The sequence below is a fragment of the Coleofasciculus sp. G3-WIS-01 genome (assembly GCF_040223135.1).
In the GTDB taxonomy this organism is placed as follows: Bacteria; Cyanobacteriota; Cyanobacteriia; order Cyanobacteriales; family Coleofasciculaceae; genus Coleofasciculus.
On the sequence record NZ_JAVJZI010000102.1, the window covers coordinates 1 to 16,426 of the forward strand.

At 46.0% G+C, this 16,426-nt stretch carries 11 protein-coding genes and 1 pseudogene; 8 read left to right on the top strand and 4 right to left on the bottom strand.

The window, feature by feature from the left end:
• Window positions 1-348 (bottom strand): annotated as a pseudogene (locus tag RIM23_RS10775) (RNA-guided endonuclease TnpB family protein); the annotation flags it as partial.
• Between the two features lie 1,066 nt (window positions 349-1,414).
• Between RIM23_RS10775 and RIM23_RS10780 the strand changes: the two are divergent.
• The 4 genes from RIM23_RS10780 (at window position 1,415) to RIM23_RS10795 (ending at window position 7,551) form a co-directional block, all read left to right on the top strand.
• Window positions 1,415-2,287 (top strand): alpha/beta fold hydrolase, encoded by an 873-nt coding sequence (locus RIM23_RS10780; protein ID WP_446366916.1) that lies wholly within the window; start codon window positions 1,415-1,417, stop codon window positions 2,285-2,287.
• A 339-nt stretch (window positions 2,288-2,626) separates the two neighbouring features.
• The gene (locus tag RIM23_RS10785) at window positions 2,627-2,962 is read left to right on the top strand and encodes a hypothetical protein (RefSeq protein ID WP_446352870.1); all 336 of its coding nucleotides are present in this window, start codon (window positions 2,627-2,629) and stop codon (window positions 2,960-2,962) included.
• A 329-nt stretch (window positions 2,963-3,291) separates the two neighbouring features.
• Entirely contained in the window at window positions 3,292-3,606 is a 315-nt protein-coding gene (locus RIM23_RS10790; RefSeq protein WP_446352868.1) for a hypothetical protein, read from the top strand.
• A 354-nt stretch (window positions 3,607-3,960) separates the two neighbouring features.
• Entirely contained in the window at window positions 3,961-7,551 is a 3,591-nt protein-coding gene (locus RIM23_RS10795; RefSeq protein WP_446366918.1) for a GAF domain-containing protein, read from the top strand.
• Window positions 7,552-7,933: 382 nt separating this feature from the next.
• Here the strand turns inward: RIM23_RS10795 and RIM23_RS10800 are convergent, their stop codons facing one another.
• Entirely contained in the window at window positions 7,934-9,712 is a 1,779-nt protein-coding gene (locus RIM23_RS10800; RefSeq protein ID WP_446366920.1) for a ShlB/FhaC/HecB family hemolysin secretion/activation protein, read from the bottom strand.
• 678 nt (window positions 9,713-10,390) lie between these two features.
• Between RIM23_RS10800 and RIM23_RS10805 the strand changes: the two genes are divergently transcribed.
• The 4 genes from RIM23_RS10805 (at window position 10,391) to RIM23_RS10820 (ending at window position 12,220) form a co-directional block, all read left to right on the top strand.
• Window positions 10,391-10,525 carry a hypothetical protein gene (locus tag RIM23_RS10805; RefSeq protein WP_446366922.1) on the top strand — a complete coding sequence of 45 codons (135 nt, stop codon included), beginning with the start codon at window positions 10,391-10,393 and terminating at the stop codon, window positions 10,523-10,525.
• A 93-nt stretch (window positions 10,526-10,618) separates the two neighbouring features.
• Complete coding sequence (locus tag RIM23_RS10810) at window positions 10,619-11,431, top strand: PEP-CTERM sorting domain-containing protein (protein ID WP_446366924.1); 813 nt, start codon at window positions 10,619-10,621, stop codon at window positions 11,429-11,431.
• Between the two features lie 242 nt (window positions 11,432-11,673).
• Window positions 11,674-11,817 carry a hypothetical protein gene (locus RIM23_RS10815; RefSeq protein WP_446366926.1) on the top strand — a complete coding sequence of 48 codons (144 nt, stop codon included), beginning with the start codon at window positions 11,674-11,676 and terminating at the stop codon, window positions 11,815-11,817.
• A gap of 91 nt (window positions 11,818-11,908) precedes the next feature.
• Window positions 11,909-12,220: a nucleotidyltransferase family protein gene (locus tag RIM23_RS10820; protein ID WP_446366928.1), complete on the top strand. Its 312-nt coding sequence runs from the start codon at window positions 11,909-11,911 to the stop codon at window positions 12,218-12,220.
• A 49-nt stretch (window positions 12,221-12,269) separates the two neighbouring features.
• Here the strand turns inward: RIM23_RS10820 and RIM23_RS10825 are convergent, their stop codons facing one another.
• The gene (locus RIM23_RS10825; protein WP_446352907.1) at window positions 12,270-12,860 is read right to left on the bottom strand and encodes a Uma2 family endonuclease; all 591 of its coding nucleotides are present in this window, start codon (window positions 12,858-12,860) and stop codon (window positions 12,270-12,272) included.
• A gap of 174 nt (window positions 12,861-13,034) precedes the next feature.
• Window positions 13,035-16,426, bottom strand: a 3,392-nt coding sequence (locus RIM23_RS10830) for a beta strand repeat-containing protein (RefSeq protein ID WP_446366930.1), incomplete at its 5' end; no start/stop codon positions are given.

Genomic DNA, 16,426 nt, shown 5'->3' on the forward strand with positions numbered 1-16,426 from the left:
GAATCTCGGATTGTCAACTGTCTGACCATCTGAGTCGGTATAAAAATGGTTTAAACCAACATCTAACCCTACGTTGTGACCTGTCGGAGTCCTATCTTCAGTCCTGTCATGGTCAATACAGAATTGGGCATAGTATCCATCAGCGCGACGCACTACCCTAACTCTTTTAATCTGAGTCAGTTGATAGTAGTTTAAGTCGCGAGTTCCATAAAGCTTAAACGTTCCGGCTTTAAATCCATCAGTGAATGTGATTGAGTCACGATTCTCTGATAGTTTCCAGCCAGATGTCTTATACTCTACGGAACCATGATTAGGACGGTTTTTCTTGTACTTGGGGTAGCCTTTCTTCCTTCACTTCTCAATGCATCCACCTCTGATGTTAAGGAACGCTGCACGCTTTGAGCTTTGAGCATCTGCAAGCGGTTGAAAACTGGAGAACCTGCTGGGGGTGGAGGTGATGTTCCTGACGCCTTGACTGGGATGTTGAGTCCGTGGTACTCATAACTACCTCTGCTGCCCTAGAAAGTTGGACATATTCAATAGTAGAGCATAGAGGGCGATCGCACTTGACATTCTACTGTCCGCCAGTCCTTACCTTGCGGACGCAAGTTTGTATAGCTGCGATTTCCTTTTCAACAGGGGGAAAGTGCTTTGTAATACAAATATTTCTATTTCCGGTCTATCTGTCTTACACCGTCTCTATGTAGGAATAACTGAGAGAATAAACTCACAACCCTTGTATTTTCTATATTACGTCTATAGCTGCTTATAGCAATATGTTTCAATTTATCACAAACTGTTTTGTCTTGCTCTGTTCCAGCGCCTCACTGGATGATGTTTACTCTTGGGATAAAGTAATTGACCCCGAACCAGGTAAAGTGTCCAAACTGTCTGAGCATTTTGTATAATTAGCTCGCCATTACCATGTTTACTAAAGTTGTTTAATTCTTGAATTAGACGGATTAAATTCATTCGTAATAATTTTATAAATAAAAATTAATGTTAGGGTGCAAGCAGCGGGAGCATGTCAACGCAAGTAGGTTGGGTTGAGGAACGAAACCCAACGCCATCGTTAGCTTGTTGGGTTTCGCTTGCGCTCTACCCAACCTACGAGAACATTTTGTGCAAAACTGACATGCACCCCAAGCGGCTCCCCTACATACATCATCAACTAGATTTTCCGGTCACTTATGTTAATCTTTCTGTAGAAAATCAGCATCTGATTCGATGATGGAACCGATGTTCTAGAAGGGTAGATGCTTACCTTGAAATGTAAATGCCCTCTCGTTGACTCAACGGCGCGATCGCGATAAGAAAAAGGATGAATAATCTGAGTTCCAGCAAAATACCATGCCTGAATATAAACTAACGTACTTGGTTAAGATCTGTCTACTTGTCCCCCATCGGCACAGTTATGTTTGAGCAATTTACCCAGCACCGGATTTCTACCTCAGGTGCCACGATTAATCTGGTGATGGGTGGCGAAGGATATCCTCTGTTACTACTCCATGGTTATCCTCAAACTTATGTAATGTGGCATCAGGTTGCGCCACTTCTGTCACAGCACTTCACTGTGGTTTGTTCAGATTTGCGCGGCTATGGTGAGAGCGATAAACCGAACTCTGATCCAGCCCACCTGACCTATTCTAAACGGGTAACAGCCCAAGACCAAGTAGAACTGATGGATATCCTGGGTTTTAAGCGCTTTTTTGCCGTCGGGCACGATCGCGGCGGACGGGTGTTGCATCGCCTCCTGCTTGACTATCCTGAGCGGGTTGAGAAGGCGGCGGTTTTAGATATTGTACCCACCCGAACTATTTTTCAAACGGTGGATAAGGAGTTAGCCACAGCTTACGAACATTGGTTTTTTCTGATCCAGCCGAATAATTTTCCCGAACGACTGATTGGTGCTGACCCAGAATTTTACCTAAAGACCAAGATACACCAATGGAGTGCGACACAGGCGGGGTTTACCGAGGCGGCGATGGCGGAATATATTCGCTGCTTTAGCCAACCTGCTGTGATTCACGCCACCTGTGAGGATTATCGCGCCGCTGCATCCATTGATCTAGAACACGATGAGGCAGATATTGACCAGAAGATTCAATGTCCTCTGTTGGTGCTATGGGGAGCAAAAGGCTTAATGCAACGCCGCTATGATGTCTTACAAACTTGGCGCGATCGCGCGATCGATGTTCGGGGTCAGGCGTTGGACTGTGGTCATTTTCTGCCAGAGGAAGCGCCGCAAGAGACAGCGAAGGCGTTGCTGGATTTTTTGGCGGAATGACAAATATGGGGTGCGGGGGTACACAGGAAAATTTTTTCAATTACCACTCACCTATCCCTAATCACCAATATTGGTGATCAGCCTATTGCCGAGAAGGGTGCAGATTGACTATCATGCTATTGGTGTATTACGTGTTTTACGCTATCTTACGGTTAAGTACGCTTTCAGGGTCATCGCAATGGCATAGAAAAGAAACCCTCCTTTGAGAAAAACTCAAGCCAGAGGAGCTATCTTCTCTAGTCCGTTGCGAGTAAGTGCATCTACGACACCAAATTGAACAGTTCAACCTTGAGTTCACCCATTGGGTGTATAACTTAACCTTTTTATTTAAGGTTTTTTTTGACAAAACAGTTATTGAATTATCTGTGCGAGGAGTTTATTTTGGCATTCATCCGACTCGCCGATTTGATCATAAATATGGACTATGTTGCTGCGGTGACGTTCAGCACCTACAACGGATTGGGTGAGGGAAACGAGATCCCGGTTGTTAACATTTGTTTAGCAATTCCAGAGGGTTCCCTAGATGGTCAAACTTCAGATGGTCAAACTTCATCATGTACAGGAGATTGCCAGAATTGTCGGGGTATAGAAAAGCTGGAATATGAGAATGATTTAGCGATCGCGATTTGGAACTACTTTACCCAATCAAGTGAGGTGACGGTTCTGTTTGAGTAATGTCTCAGGGGTGGGTGAGGAGGGGAAGTGATGGGGAAATTCTCCCTCATCTCCCCTGTACCCCCCTGTCCAAGTTTATGAAGACTCGATAAAACCTCCAAGACTTTGTTGCTGATACTCGTGTAGTTGCCCTATGATAAGGAAAGTGTATTACAAGTTATACGACTGTCTTACAGATTCAACCAGATGTGGGAATGAAAGCCTAGGGTCTGCGATCGCTCACCTTTATTGCTTCCGTTCTCCTCAAGGTTGGACACCACCAGGGTAATCTATCGCTTTCGCTTCAATCCCACTATTCCTGAATGTGGTGTTTTTTAGGTACTAGCGCTATGAGTTCATTCAAATCCGAAAACCAATTAAGTCAGATCAATCCCTCAACCCCTGATACTGTATCTTCTGAAGAAGTGCAGCAATTTGACCTAGAAAATCAATTAGCAGAACTTGCCGTTCCTTTAGCCCAAGCCTGGAAAGACAATCATCCAGAAGCGCAACCCGCATCAGAAGCAGATTTAGATGTTTGTACGTTGGCGGTGGCGATTGAAATGGCGATCGCGGGGGAAGCTGTTGGTGGTCCCATCGGCGCTTTAATTGCCTCTGGTGGGGGTGTAAAGGCGGCTAGTGTGGCTTGTAGACGAGTGCTTTAGGCGTCGTAGTTAATTGACAATTGAAAATTGACAATTGTCAATTATCATTTTTCATTCGTGAATTAGGATTCAAGCAAAAAGTGTGGGTTTATTTTCGCACACCCCCTGAGGATAAACATCTGCCGTGTTTTTTACACCAAAGTCACTCGGATATCCTTTGGGATTTTAGATTTTAGATTTAGGTCTAGTTTTCTAATGATGTAAGGCTGATATAGCATTTCCCGTGTTGATGAGTGGGAGAGAGTATCCAGAGCCAATACCATAATTCTTTGACGTAGCTTGCTTCTCGAAGAGCGAGTATGACAATCAACAATCAAAAATCCAAAAAGACTCTCATTTCAAGGACATCATTTAATGGCTACTCAGTTTGATCCACTTAACACTTATAACTCTCAATCCCATGAACTCACCGAAGACGCTTTGAATAGAGGGTATCAAAAAAGTGCAACGAATTATCCCCACAGTCAACTCCCTCTAGAACCCGTTCCACCTCCAGGAATGACGCCTCCAGAAGGGGCTAAACAGCCTTTCGTGTGGCGTACTCTTTCCGGAGGCTACAATCAGTTGTCATCCCAACCAAGTACTCCCCTGCGGACTCAGTTATTACAAACCATTTTGCCGGCGGTACTGGTTCCCCTGGCAATAGCGGGATTGGTGACATCTGGAATTATTTCTGGGCGCAGCCAACAACAAACTGAGCAGTTATTACAAAATGAAGCATTGTTAACCAGTGATCTTGTCAATGAGTTGTTAGCCGAAGCCGAAAAAATACCGGCGATTGTGGCAAATAACCCGTTAGTTATTAACGCGGCTAAAAATACGGCGATAGTGGCTCAAGCAGAAGGACTGCCGACAATTCCGATTGAACAGCTTGAACAAACCTTTGCCACGAATAAAATTGTCCAACTGAATCCATCTCTGAATAGTTATCTTCAGAAAACGGCAGAAATTGGCGAATTTGCTGAGTTATTTTTCACCGATAAGCACGGGTTTAATGTAGCATACAGTCAGCCACTTTCGGATTTTGTGCAACGGGATGAACAATGGTGGCAACAGACTAAAACGGGTGAGGGTCGGTTGCTCGAACCGACGTTTGATCAATCGGCAAATACATTTGGGATTGAACTGAGCCAAGCGATTACTGATCCCAACTCTGGGGAATTTTTGGGTGTGGTCAAAGGCGTCTTACCCGCTACAGTGTTCGCGACGGTGCTGAATAGTTTGCTCTCAGAACTACACCGGGTTGATTCTCAAATCGTACAGCTTTTAGCTCTAACAAACGAGGGTAATGTCACCGTCATTCATAACGTGGGGATTCAGGATGAACAAGGTCAGCAGACAGTCGTAGGCGGTGATGCGATCGCGCAAGGTGTCAAAATGTTGCTCGATAGCGTACAGTCTCAGAACTCTGAGGTGGAATCGGTGGTGAGTAATCTACCATTTAAGGAGCTAACTATCGAGTCCGTCCCCTCTCAGGTTGGCGATTCCTTAAAACGTGCCACTTTTACCTACGCGGATCGTCGTTATCTTCTCGTCCCCGTTCCCAAAACCAACTGGGTAGTTGCAGTTTCCATGGAACTAAGTGATCTCCGCAAAACTGGGTCTCAAGCCACGTTGACCTTTTCCTTAGCGTTTCTGCTCTTAGGCGGTGCGATTGTGGCAACCCTGTTGTTTTTAGCCCGTCGCTTGGCAATGCCCTTAAAACAATTGGTTGGCACGGCTGAACAGATGATCGGTGGGGATCTCAATGTGCAAGCTGAACCCGTGGGTTCGACAGAAACCCGCCTCTTGGCACAAGCTTTTAATAATCTCGTGACCAGCGTTAAAGGATTATTATATCAGCAATCAGCAGAAACTCAACAGGCAGAATTATTTACTAAAATCGCCATTTCCCGCGCTCGTACTGAACGAGACTTAGAGGAAGTCTTCCAGACGGCTGTTCAAGGAGCGTTACAAATTATGGGCGTTGATCGGGTGGTAATCTATCGGTTCCAACCCGATTGGCGGGGATACATCTCCAATGAAGCCGTCGCTCCCGGTTTTATTCGGGCTTTGGGGGATAAAATCGAAGACGCTTGTATTGGGGATGCTCTTATCGAAGCTTATCAAAAAGGACGAGTCGTACCCACCAATAATGTTTTTGAAGCGGGTTTCCATCCGGAGCATCTCCAGTTAATGAAACGGTTACAAATTAAAGCCAATTTGGTAACCCCAATTCTCAAAGATGAGCAGTTATTTGGTTTACTCATTGCCCACCACTGTAATGCTCCCCATAATTGGCAGCAGTCGGAAATTGAGTTTCTCAAAAAGTTAGCGATTCAAGTAGGTTTGTCCTTAGACCGGGTGAACTTCTTGGTGGAGAAAGAAGCGGAAACCGAACGGGCGCAACAACTAAACGAAATTACGTCAAGCATTCGGGAATCTGTGACCGTGGAAGAAATTTATCATGCCGCGATTACAGGAGTTCGCAAAACGATGAAAACCGATCGCGCGATCGTTTATTTGTTTAACGAAAACTGGAAAGGAACAATCAAGGCTGAATCTGTGGCGGAAGGTTTTCCCAAAGCCTTGGGCGCGAATATTGCTGACCCCTGTTTTGCGGAGCAGTATGTGGAGAAATACAAGCGGGGGCGAGTCAAGGCGATTGAAGATATCCAAAAGGCGGGTTTGAGCAAGTGTTATTTGGGTCAACTCGAACCCTTTAAAGTCAAAGCCAATTTAGTCGCGCCGATTTTGGCGTATGGTGATCTTCACGGCTTGTTAGTGACTCATCAATGTTCCAGTACCAGAGCGTGGCAAGAATCAGAAATTACCTTCTTTAAACAGGTGGCGATTCAACTCGGTTCAGCCTTAGACCGTTTAGATTTCTTAGCCCAAATTGAGCAATCCCGTCAAAAAGCCCAAATGCTAGCAGAGGAGCAACGTCAACAAAAAGAAGCCATTCAAATGCAATTAGTTGAACTGCTCAATGATGTAGAAGGAGCAGCCAGAGGTGACTTAACGGTACGGGCAGAGGTAAACATTGGTGAAATTGGCACCGTTGCTGACTTTTTCAACTCGATTGTTGAGAACTTGCGGCAAATTGTCACGCGGGTACAAGAGTCAGCGCTTCAGGTGAATATGGCGGTTGGGGAAGACGAGAAAGCAATTCAGCAACTGGCAGAAGCGGCACTGAAACAGGCAGAAGAAACAACTCAGATTTTAAATTCTGTCGAACAAATGACCCAGTCGATTGAAGAAGTCGCAGAGAATGCTCGCCAAGCGGCTATAGTTGCTGGTACGGCATCCAATACTGCACAAATGGGTCAAGCGGCGATGGATTTAACGGTAGAGAATATCTTAAATCTGCGGGGTACGATTGGTGAGACAGCGAAAAAGGTGAAGCGTTTGGGTGAGTCGTCTCAACAGATTGCCAAGGTGGTATCTATCATTGAGAAAATCGCCCTACAAACCAACTTACTTGCCATTAATGCTGGGATTGAAGCAGCACGGGCTGGTGAAGAGGGTCAAGGCTTTGCCGTTGTTGCCGAAGAAGTGGGAGAATTGGCGGCAAAATCAGCGGCGGCGACTCAAGAAATTGAGGACATTGTTGAGAGTATTCAACGGGAAACAGCGATGGTGGTTGAGGCGATGGAACAAAGTACCAAGCAGGTGGTAGAAGGAACACAGTTAGTGGATGATGCGAAGAATAGTTTGGGTCAGATGTTAGAGGTATCCTATCAGATTGACCAATTGGTGCAGTTAATTTCTACGGCTACGGTGTCTCAGACTCAAACGGCTCAAGCCGTGAGTAGTTTGATGTATGAAATTGCCATGGTTTCAGCCCAAACCTCGGATTCCTCAACGAAAGTGTCGAATTCACTGCGGAAAACGGTGGAAGTGGCGCGAGAGTTACAGGCGTCTGTGGGGACGTTTAAGGTTGATCCAAAACTGGATTATGAGTAAGGTTTGCTTGGCGGTGTAGCAGCTACCTGTAGGGGCAATTCATGAATTGCCTCTACCAGAGATTAAATTGTAGGGGCGGGTTTAGGAACTCAAACTAGCTTGTTACTAATAACTCCTCAACAAAACCCGCCCTGATTTAATTGTAGAAAAGAAATTGTACGGAGTTTCTGGGCGCACGCCGTGCGCCCCTACCACTTTCTCAGAGTTTGATGCGCTCGTCTTTGTTTTTACCTGATCTAGGAAATTTTCCACCCCTCCCTAACCATCCCAAAATCGGCGGTGAGGGAACAAGAAAGTCTTTAGTTTATCCCTGACAAAGGACTAATGACAAATAACGAATGACGACTCCACCGTTAACTTTTCGGCGTGCCTACCTAATTTATCAAAAGGGCTGATAATCCAGGGAAAAGTGGAAACCCGATTCTTGCAGTGAATCCCCCCGTTGATTGACTTTAATTAAGGGGATGCCATAGTCTAAACGCAAATCTAAATCGGAATTAATCCGCCAATTTAATCCTAATCCTAAACTAGCAATGGTGTTGGGATTTGGGTGATCATCTTGATTATTCCACGCTGTACCGATATCAAAGAAAGGTACGAGTTGTAATTGATTGGGGTTTGAGGTGAGGGGAATCCGGACTTCTAGTGAACCCCAAATGCCATTATCAGTCACCAATTGATTTTGGCGATACCCTCGAATGCTATCTCCACCGCCCATCCCGAATCGTTCTAGGGAGAGTAGAGAATCTGGAGTGAGTTGAGTATTGATTTCTGCCAGGAGTACGGTTTTGGGTGATAATCGCTGCACCCATTGAAATTGTCCTAACCAAGAGAAGAATCGCCCATCGGTTCCTGTATTATTAATTGTGGCATCAAAGGCATCAAGTCCGAGACTAAATTGAGAGCGAGCTGCTAAGATGCGGTTAGGTGTGCGATCGCTCCATTCCTGAAAGAGGCGAATGACGGTAACTTTGGATTCGCCATCCTCTGGTCCTTGGGAGAAGGAAAAGGGGATATCATTGAGTAGGAAGCTTTGGCTACGACGCCAATCGACGCTGATACCGAGGGCAAATTCAGTTGTAGGCGATCGCGCGATGGGTTGACGGAAATTTACAGATAGGGTGCGGGATTGGCTTCTGATGCCTAAGTCTTCAAAGCCGGCTTCTAGAATCCGACTGTTACTATTGCTATAGCTGAAGCTAATTTTACCATCACGGGCATTGATGGGAATCCCGTAGTTAAAACGATAGAAGTCTAATCCGGCGGTGAAGCCGTATTCAGCAGTCACGCGATCGCCAAATCCGAATAGGTTATCATGGCTGATAAATAGATTGGCTTGTTCTGAGCCGATACTGGGAGATTGATTATTGGCACCAGATACACCGGCGTGAAAGGATGGTGTTTCTTGCAAGTCTAGGAGTAAGATGTTTTTGCCGGAACCACTGCCAGCGATTAGTTCAGCATTGACTTGATTTAGGAGGGGGTCAAGTTGCAGAAGTTGTAAGGCTTCTTCGAGGCGATGCTGATTGAAAGGAGTATCGGTTGCTAATTCCAGGCGACGGCGCACATATCCTGGTTTGAGGTGGTTTAATCCCTGGATTTGAATCTGTTCAATTTCACCTTCAACGACTTGAATTTGGATCATCCCATCACTAATATTTTGTTTGGGTAAAAAGGCGCCAGAGGTGACATAACCCTGTTGAATATACAGTTGAGTAATGCGTTGGCGTAGTTCGAGTAAAGTTTCAAAGGTGACGTCTTGGTTGTGATACGCTTGGGTTAATTCGGCGATTTCTGATTGCAATACGGTATTGCCGAGAACTTCTATTTGATTAATGCGGAATACTTCTGGGGATAGAGAGGGAACTTGAGGCGGTTGGGGAGTCGCAGGTAACTGTAGGTTGGGTTGAGGTGGGGATAGGGGGGTTTCCTGTGGTAAAGGAGGGGATAAATCAGTTGGATTGGGAATGGTTTGTTCCAGGGTTTCTGGTGCACCTTCTGGAATCGTTATCCCAGGGGGTGGAGAAGATTGAGCCACTGTATCGGAATTTCCCAATGCTGATGGTACAGCTAACGGTAGGGGTGCAAGGCTTGCGCCCCCACATATTGAAATGGTAATGCCAACCTCTACAAATGTTGTCCGTTTCCCTGTAAGATACATCCTGATTTAATTGTCATTTGTTATTTGCTCAATATAGTGTTTACAGATGATTCCTGTACAGCCAAAGCCCTGAAAGCCTTACTGGATAAGGGTGGCTTGTTGGCATCTCAAATGAAAACGCTATAGCTTAGAAGCTGTTCAAAATAAGGGCTTGATACCAATGCGGCTCATTGATTGCCCTAACTGGGATATTTGAAAAGAAAGTTTCTCCCGCCATAGTTGCTGTAGTGGCTCGGCACACCTAAGCAAGGTGGATTAGAATTGTAGGGGCGCACGGTGTGCGCCCTTTTACTGCACATAAGTGCGCCCGATTTCACCGCCAAATCGCTTTATGCAGATGGAAAGTCCATGACTCGGGGCGCAAGCCTTCAGTCAGGGCGCACGTCTGTGCGCCCCTACGGGATTTGTGATATTGTCATCCTGATCAATGGGATGCGATCGCGCTTTGTGTTGTCCTCTGTGTGTTAATCTGTGTGATTCTCAGAACCGGCGATCGCGTTGGCTTGATTTGAATGAAAACATTTGATGCGCTCGTCTTGGTTTTTCCCAAATCCACCCCACCCTAATCCCTACTTAATATAGCCTTACTCAAATAGCCCTTGGTAGAGTTCCGGTGGAACGTCTCTTACTGGTTTTCTAGGAACTGGTAAAGACGTTGCCTTTTAGTCTCTACTGTCAATGCCTCTGAAAGTCTTGATGGCTCAGGGTTTCCCGTTTATGCAGCCAATTTTGTGTAGTTTTGTGCAATCTGACTGGCTCAATCCTGTCAATAACTTTGTTGATTTACGCCATCAAATTGGCAGAAAAGGTTAATGCATTATATAAATCTGACTGGTATTCTAGAAATACAGCTAATTACGCTGTTGTTTTAACTTCATTGAGATTGTCTCTAAAATACCTGCAAAAATGACAACAATAACCAAGAAATCGGTAGCTCCACTGTTAATGGCTACAGCAACCGGAACAACGACTTTACTTCTAAGTTTTTCGGGTTCTGCTCAGGCTGCTCTTATCGACTTTGAAACCCTTCCCGATGGCATAACTACGCCGACAGATAACGCGGCTTTGACGAATTCTTACACAGTAAATGGTACTACCGTCACTTTTGGTTTTGATACAAATGGAGATTTAACCATTGATGCTGATGCCGCATTTGAGAGCCGTAACGATAGCATAAACACGGGTGTCTCTTACACTCATGGGTCTTCTCCAGACTTAGACAGGACAGCAACAAATGAAGGAGGCGACTGGTTGCTACGTTCTCCTGGAGGAGTTGATTTTCTTAATGTTTTTGATTCCGCTGATTTCATTGTGAAATATACAGGTGCACCTGCAACCAGCGCATCGGGTCAACTCTGGGATATTGATGCGGGCGAAATATACTCGATCGAAGCATTTGATTCTACAGGGACAATAATTAGTTCCATTACCACACCTCCTATCCCTGGTGGTGAAGGTCCTAATACTTTAAGTGGTTTGCCCTATGACTTTTCCTTCAGCAATTTAAGCAGTGATATCGGTTCCATTCGCATTTCTGGTGTTGAGCGTATCGGAGGTGGCGGTTTTGCCTTTGATAACTTTAATGCCACACAAAGTACTGTAAACCCAGAACCTGTACCTGAACCCTTAACTATCCTTGGTTCAGCCACTGCTTTAGGATTTGGAGGGTTGCTCAAGCGACAACATTCCCAGAAGCAAAAGCAAAAGAAAGATAAGTAATCTGCTTAAATGCAGTAGCCAGTAGTGCCGTGACCCACCTAAAATGGTGAATTAGAATTGTAGGGGCGCACAGACGTGCGCCCAATTTAACCATCAATCTATTGCACAATTTTAGCTGGGTCATGCCAGTAGGGTGCGTTAGGCGCATATTTCTTAGTTAATGAACGTCTCAAAGAACACAAGCCGCAGAGCACCCACTTTTCCGGTGGGTTACGTAACCCTTCACAAATCGCTTTATGCAGATGAAAAGTCCATCTGTAGCAAGCCTTCAGTCAGGGCGCACGTCTGTGCGCCCCTACGGGATTTGTGATATTGTCATCCTGATCAATGGGATGCGATCGCGCCCAGTAGAGAGGAAAACCAAAAACCTTGTCGGGCATACTTAATCGTTGAGTATAATGGATAACATTATTAACGATAATGTGATGATAATTAATCGCACTCAAGCTCGGTAAAACCCCAATATAAGGAATGAATATGGGCTGTTCAACAGCAATCCGAACGATTGAAGACTTGCGCGATCGCCGGGATGAACTAATTGCCATTTTTAGCAAACATGGTGCTCACAGTGTTCGGGTATTTGGCTCTGTAGCACGAGGGGAAGCAACCGAACAGAGCGATATTGATTTTTTGATTGATTATGATCGAAACTGCACGAGTGCTTGGTTTCCCGGCGGATTGATCAATGATTTAGAGTCTTGCTTAAACAGTAAGGTAGACATGACGACGACTCGGGGTTTAAGTCCACTCATTGCTGAGAATGTATTCCCAGAGGCTATCGAACTATAAATAGGTAAGAATCTGGACAATCTATTAACCGGGTGCAAGCTATCAATTCCTACCAAATTTCACTCATGTCTAATACAAAACCTGGAAGCACCATCTCGCCCGATAGGGTTTCCGGATTCTGTAAACAGTCCTGAGAACCATCTTGACGATAAATATAAACTTGGCAGCCAGTACGGTCAATCAGCCAACCCAATTGTACGCCCAAACGCACCCACTCCTCCATCTTTTTTTGTAAGGATTTCAATGTATCACTGGGAGAGCGTAATTCCACCACAAAATCCGGGCAAATTGGGGGAAATTTTTGCTGCTGTTCCGGCGTCAACGCATTCCAGCGTTCTAATCGCACCCAAGCGGCATCCGGTGACATGGGTTCTTTGATTGCTCCTGGAATCCGAAATCCGGTGCTAGAGTCGAAACCCATCCCGGTTTTATCCTGTTTTACCCATGAACCAAGTTGAACGATTAGGGAAAAATTGCGATTTCCTGTTTCTCCCCCCGCTGGCGTCATAATCCAAATTTCTCCGGTTTTCAGGTTACGTTCTAATCGCAAATCATGGTTGATTTGGCACAGTTCAAAAAACTGGTCATCGCTGAGTTTAATTGAGGGTGGAATGGTCAACACTAAGGGCGAGGAAAGCATCATTGGTCATTGGTCATTGGTCATTTTATGTTAAAGCAAAATTGTAGGGTGCGTTAGCGTTCGCGAAGCGTTCCCGAAGGGTAGCGTAACGCACCATTATTTTGAGTTTAATACAAAATCCGGCATACATAACCCTGTTATGTCCAGATTGTGAAGAGAGGTTGATCGGAGCATTTAAGAACAATCTCGACTCATCACCAATCGTCCATCAGGGAGTCGATAGACTCCAGTGGATTCCACAATCGGATCGCCTTTTTGCCAGGGGCGAGTGGTACTTTCTGTGGGAATCATCCGCACGGTGCCCGTGGGATAGGGGGAAATGGTAAGATCATCGGGACGCAGGGGTAAGTTGCCAGCGCCGGTGATGATGAATCTGCCATTTTGCTGATCAGCCCGAACCATGCAGCTATTGGCAATTAGATTATCGGTGTCGATGAAATTGTCGGGTAAATCGATGAGGCTATTTTCAATAAAAGTGAGGTCGGGTATGGTAATTATGCCATCGATCGCGGCATCGGCATTGATATCGACCCGCTGGTTATGATCTAGGGTAGCTGGATCAGTGCCTCTGGCTGCGGGGGTATAGCCGAAGCCGAAGAAGATGGGAGTATTCAATGTGATGTCGCCGCCTCTGCCATCACGGGCAAAGGCTAAGATATCGCTATCAGCAAATGCCAGGATGGAGTCAGCGGTGATCATGATGTTCCCACCGTTGTCACCTCCACTGGAGACACTGGTGGTGATGTCGCTGTCGCCCCAGAGTCGGATATCACCTGCGGTGATATGAATGGCGCCGCCAGCGGATTGAGCTGTGGCGGTGAGGATACTGCTATCGGTGGCGGTGAATGTGTCGGCAATAGTTAGAGCAATTTTGCCAGCGTCACCTTCTCCTTGACTTCGGGCAGAGATTTGTGATCCGTTTTCCAGGGATAATGTTTGAGTCGCGATCGCTAAATTTCCAGCTACTCCAGTTGAGCCAGAAAGGGCGGCGGTAAATAAACCACTGGGTACTCCATCAGGGGCAGTACCCGCGATTCTGATGGTGTCTGAGGCGTTGACGATTATATTTCCCCCGGCTCCTTGATTGACTGTTGCTGTGCCAATTTGGGAACCGTTAAAAATGTTCAGTTGGGTGGTAGTTATTTCGATGTCTCCAGCATCGCCGTTCCCTGTTGTTGTGGTTAGGACTAGACTGTCATTGAGTAATTCGACGAATTCAGCGGCATTGATGGTAATTGTTCCTCCTTCCCCTGAACCCAAGGTAGAAGCGGATAGGATTGTGTCAGCAAAGGAAACGGATTCAGCCTGAATCGTAATGTCCCCAGCTTGACCTGAACCACTAGTAGGACTCATGGTACTACTACGGATGAAACTATTGGCTGCAGCAATTCTCCCTTGACTGGTGAGTGTAATACTACCGCCACCATTTACCCCACGAGCGTCAAGATTGCCCAGGGTAATATTACCTTGAGCCGAAAGGGCGATCGCACCGCCAGCACCGACGGAAAATGTACGGAGCGTACCTTGGGTGGTATCGATAGAACCATTCGTGCTGGTGAGTGTGATTGAACCACTGGGGTTAAATATATTTTGGCTGGTAATGTCTCCTCTGGCGTTGACATTGAAATTGCCAGAGACTGAGGAGTTGATTAGGTTAATATCATTGCGATCGTTAATTCTCACATTTCTGCCACCGTTTATACTAAGAGTTCTAAAATCATTGTTTTGATTTAAAATAATATCGCTGTTACCCGCCTTCAATGTGGTTATACCAGTCAGGTTTAAGGGTTCGGTTTGGGTAATCGCCCCGCCAGAGGTAATCGTCAAGTTACCATATACCTTAGAGGCGGCTAATTGAGTGGCTAAGGTGTTGAGTAGGGTAACATTACCCGTCCCATTGGTGGTAAAGTGGATATCTCCTGTGAGTTGGTTATTATTGGTCAGGGTAATTGGGGCATCGGGTTGTAACGTGGTAAAATTTGATGTACCTGTGACGGTAAGATTTCCATCTTGGCTAATCCCACGATCAGCAATTAAATTTAAATTGCCTGTAGCGGTGGAGTTAAGTAGATTAGTTGTGCCATTTTCCCGAATGGCAATATCTTTACCAGTAAAAGCGAGAGTCCCAAATTGATTGTTGGAGTCATTGAGGGTAATCGTGCCGTTTTCGGCATTGAATGTAGCTGTACCGCTGACGTCTAAAGAACCGCTTTGGGTAATGCCGGGAATACCTGTGGTGCTAATCCCGTCTTTGCTGGTTTGAAATCTTAAGCTACCGCCAAAGGAGTTGGCTTGATTCAGGGTAATGGCGGGGTTATCTAAGACGGTGTTAAACGATAGAACGGCTCCCGGTAGGCTATTGACGGTGAGGTTTCCGGTAACGGTGTTGGTGGGTAAGTTAACAGTTCCCACTTGGGTGATGATTAAATTCCCATTCTCTTCGATGGGTGAGGTGGGAAGAGCAAGACTATTAATTAAAGGATTACTGCTACCTCCGTTAACCGAGATGTTGCCAGCGACTTGCAGGGGTTCTCCCGGTGCATGGGAAATGGGTGAGGGTGAGTTGAGCCGGAAGTTACCGCCAATAATCGAGTAGCCGATGGTGGTGGGGTTGGTGTTGGTGACGCTGACAGTTCCAGCGTTGGCGAGGGTGGTGGTGAATGTGGCGTCACTGTTAATAGAGAGGATACCGTTACCGAGGATGGCTCCGGCTGAATCAACCGTGAGGGTTTCGGCGTTGATGTTATCCAGGGTGATAGTACCAACGGTGTTATGAGTTAATCCTTCCCCTGTGTCTAATTCAATGGTGACATCGCCAAAACCCGTATTAATAGTAGTATCGGGTTTCATGGTAATTTCGGCTGCACCAGGTTCTCGTTCTGAGTTAATCACTCCTGCTGCTAAAGGCTGATTCCCTAACAGAGATAGGTTGCCGTTATCGGTGGTGATATCGGCATTGAGGAGAATACTTCGTCCGGCTTCTAGGGATAAGGCACCGCCACTACCTGTAGGATTATCAGTGATAATGGCTTGGTTAACGGTAATATCGTTATTCGCTTGCAGGGTGACAGCAGTTCCAGTATCGGTGATGCGGGTAATTGTGGAGGGAGTGAGGGTAATATTGCGGTTTGGGAAATAGCTGTGGGTGAGGGAGGAGGAGGGGTTGGCGATGCCGATATCTACTTGTCCGGCTCCATTGTTGGCGGCGGGGCTAGCTACCAGGTAATTACCATTGCTTAAGGCGGTTATTCCACCAGAGCCGAACTTATCGTTTCGGTTAGTACCAGAGAGACGGCTAATTTCCTCCCCTGTGGTGCCATCAGCTAGAATTACTGTCCCAGCATCCACTACCCCCCCAATATCTGCGTTGGGATTGGCAAAAACATAATTACCATCGCTCAAGATTCTTATGTCACCGTTGCCGAAAAAATCCTCTGGGTTAGTGCCAGAGATCCGGTTAATTTCTGTCCCCGTGGTGCCATTAGCCAGAATCACTGTCCCAGCATTCTGTACCCCCCCAATATCTGCCCATAGATTACCGAAAACATAATGACCATTGCTCAAGA

Coding starts and splice junctions, on each gene's coding strand:
- RIM23_RS10780 (WP_446366916.1), top strand. CDS start 1,415: ATGTTTGAGCAATTTACCCAGCACCGGATTTCTACCTCAGGTGCCACG.
- RIM23_RS10790 (WP_446352868.1), top strand. CDS start 3,292: ATGAGTTCATTCAAATCCGAAAACCAATTAAGTCAGATCAATCCCTCA.
- RIM23_RS10795 (WP_446366918.1), top strand. CDS start 3,961: ATGGCTACTCAGTTTGATCCACTTAACACTTATAACTCTCAATCCCAT.
- RIM23_RS10800 (WP_446366920.1), bottom strand. CDS start 9,712: ATGTATCTTACAGGGAAACGGACAACATTTGTAGAGGTTGGCATTACC.
- RIM23_RS10805 (WP_446366922.1), top strand. CDS start 10,391: ATGCCTCTGAAAGTCTTGATGGCTCAGGGTTTCCCGTTTATGCAGCCA.
- RIM23_RS10810 (WP_446366924.1), top strand. CDS start 10,619: ATGACAACAATAACCAAGAAATCGGTAGCTCCACTGTTAATGGCTACA.
- RIM23_RS10815 (WP_446366926.1), top strand. CDS start 11,674: ATGAAAAGTCCATCTGTAGCAAGCCTTCAGTCAGGGCGCACGTCTGTG.
- RIM23_RS10820 (WP_446366928.1), top strand. CDS start 11,909: ATGGGCTGTTCAACAGCAATCCGAACGATTGAAGACTTGCGCGATCGC.
- RIM23_RS10825 (WP_446352907.1), bottom strand. CDS start 12,860: ATGCTTTCCTCGCCCTTAGTGTTGACCATTCCACCCTCAATTAAACTC.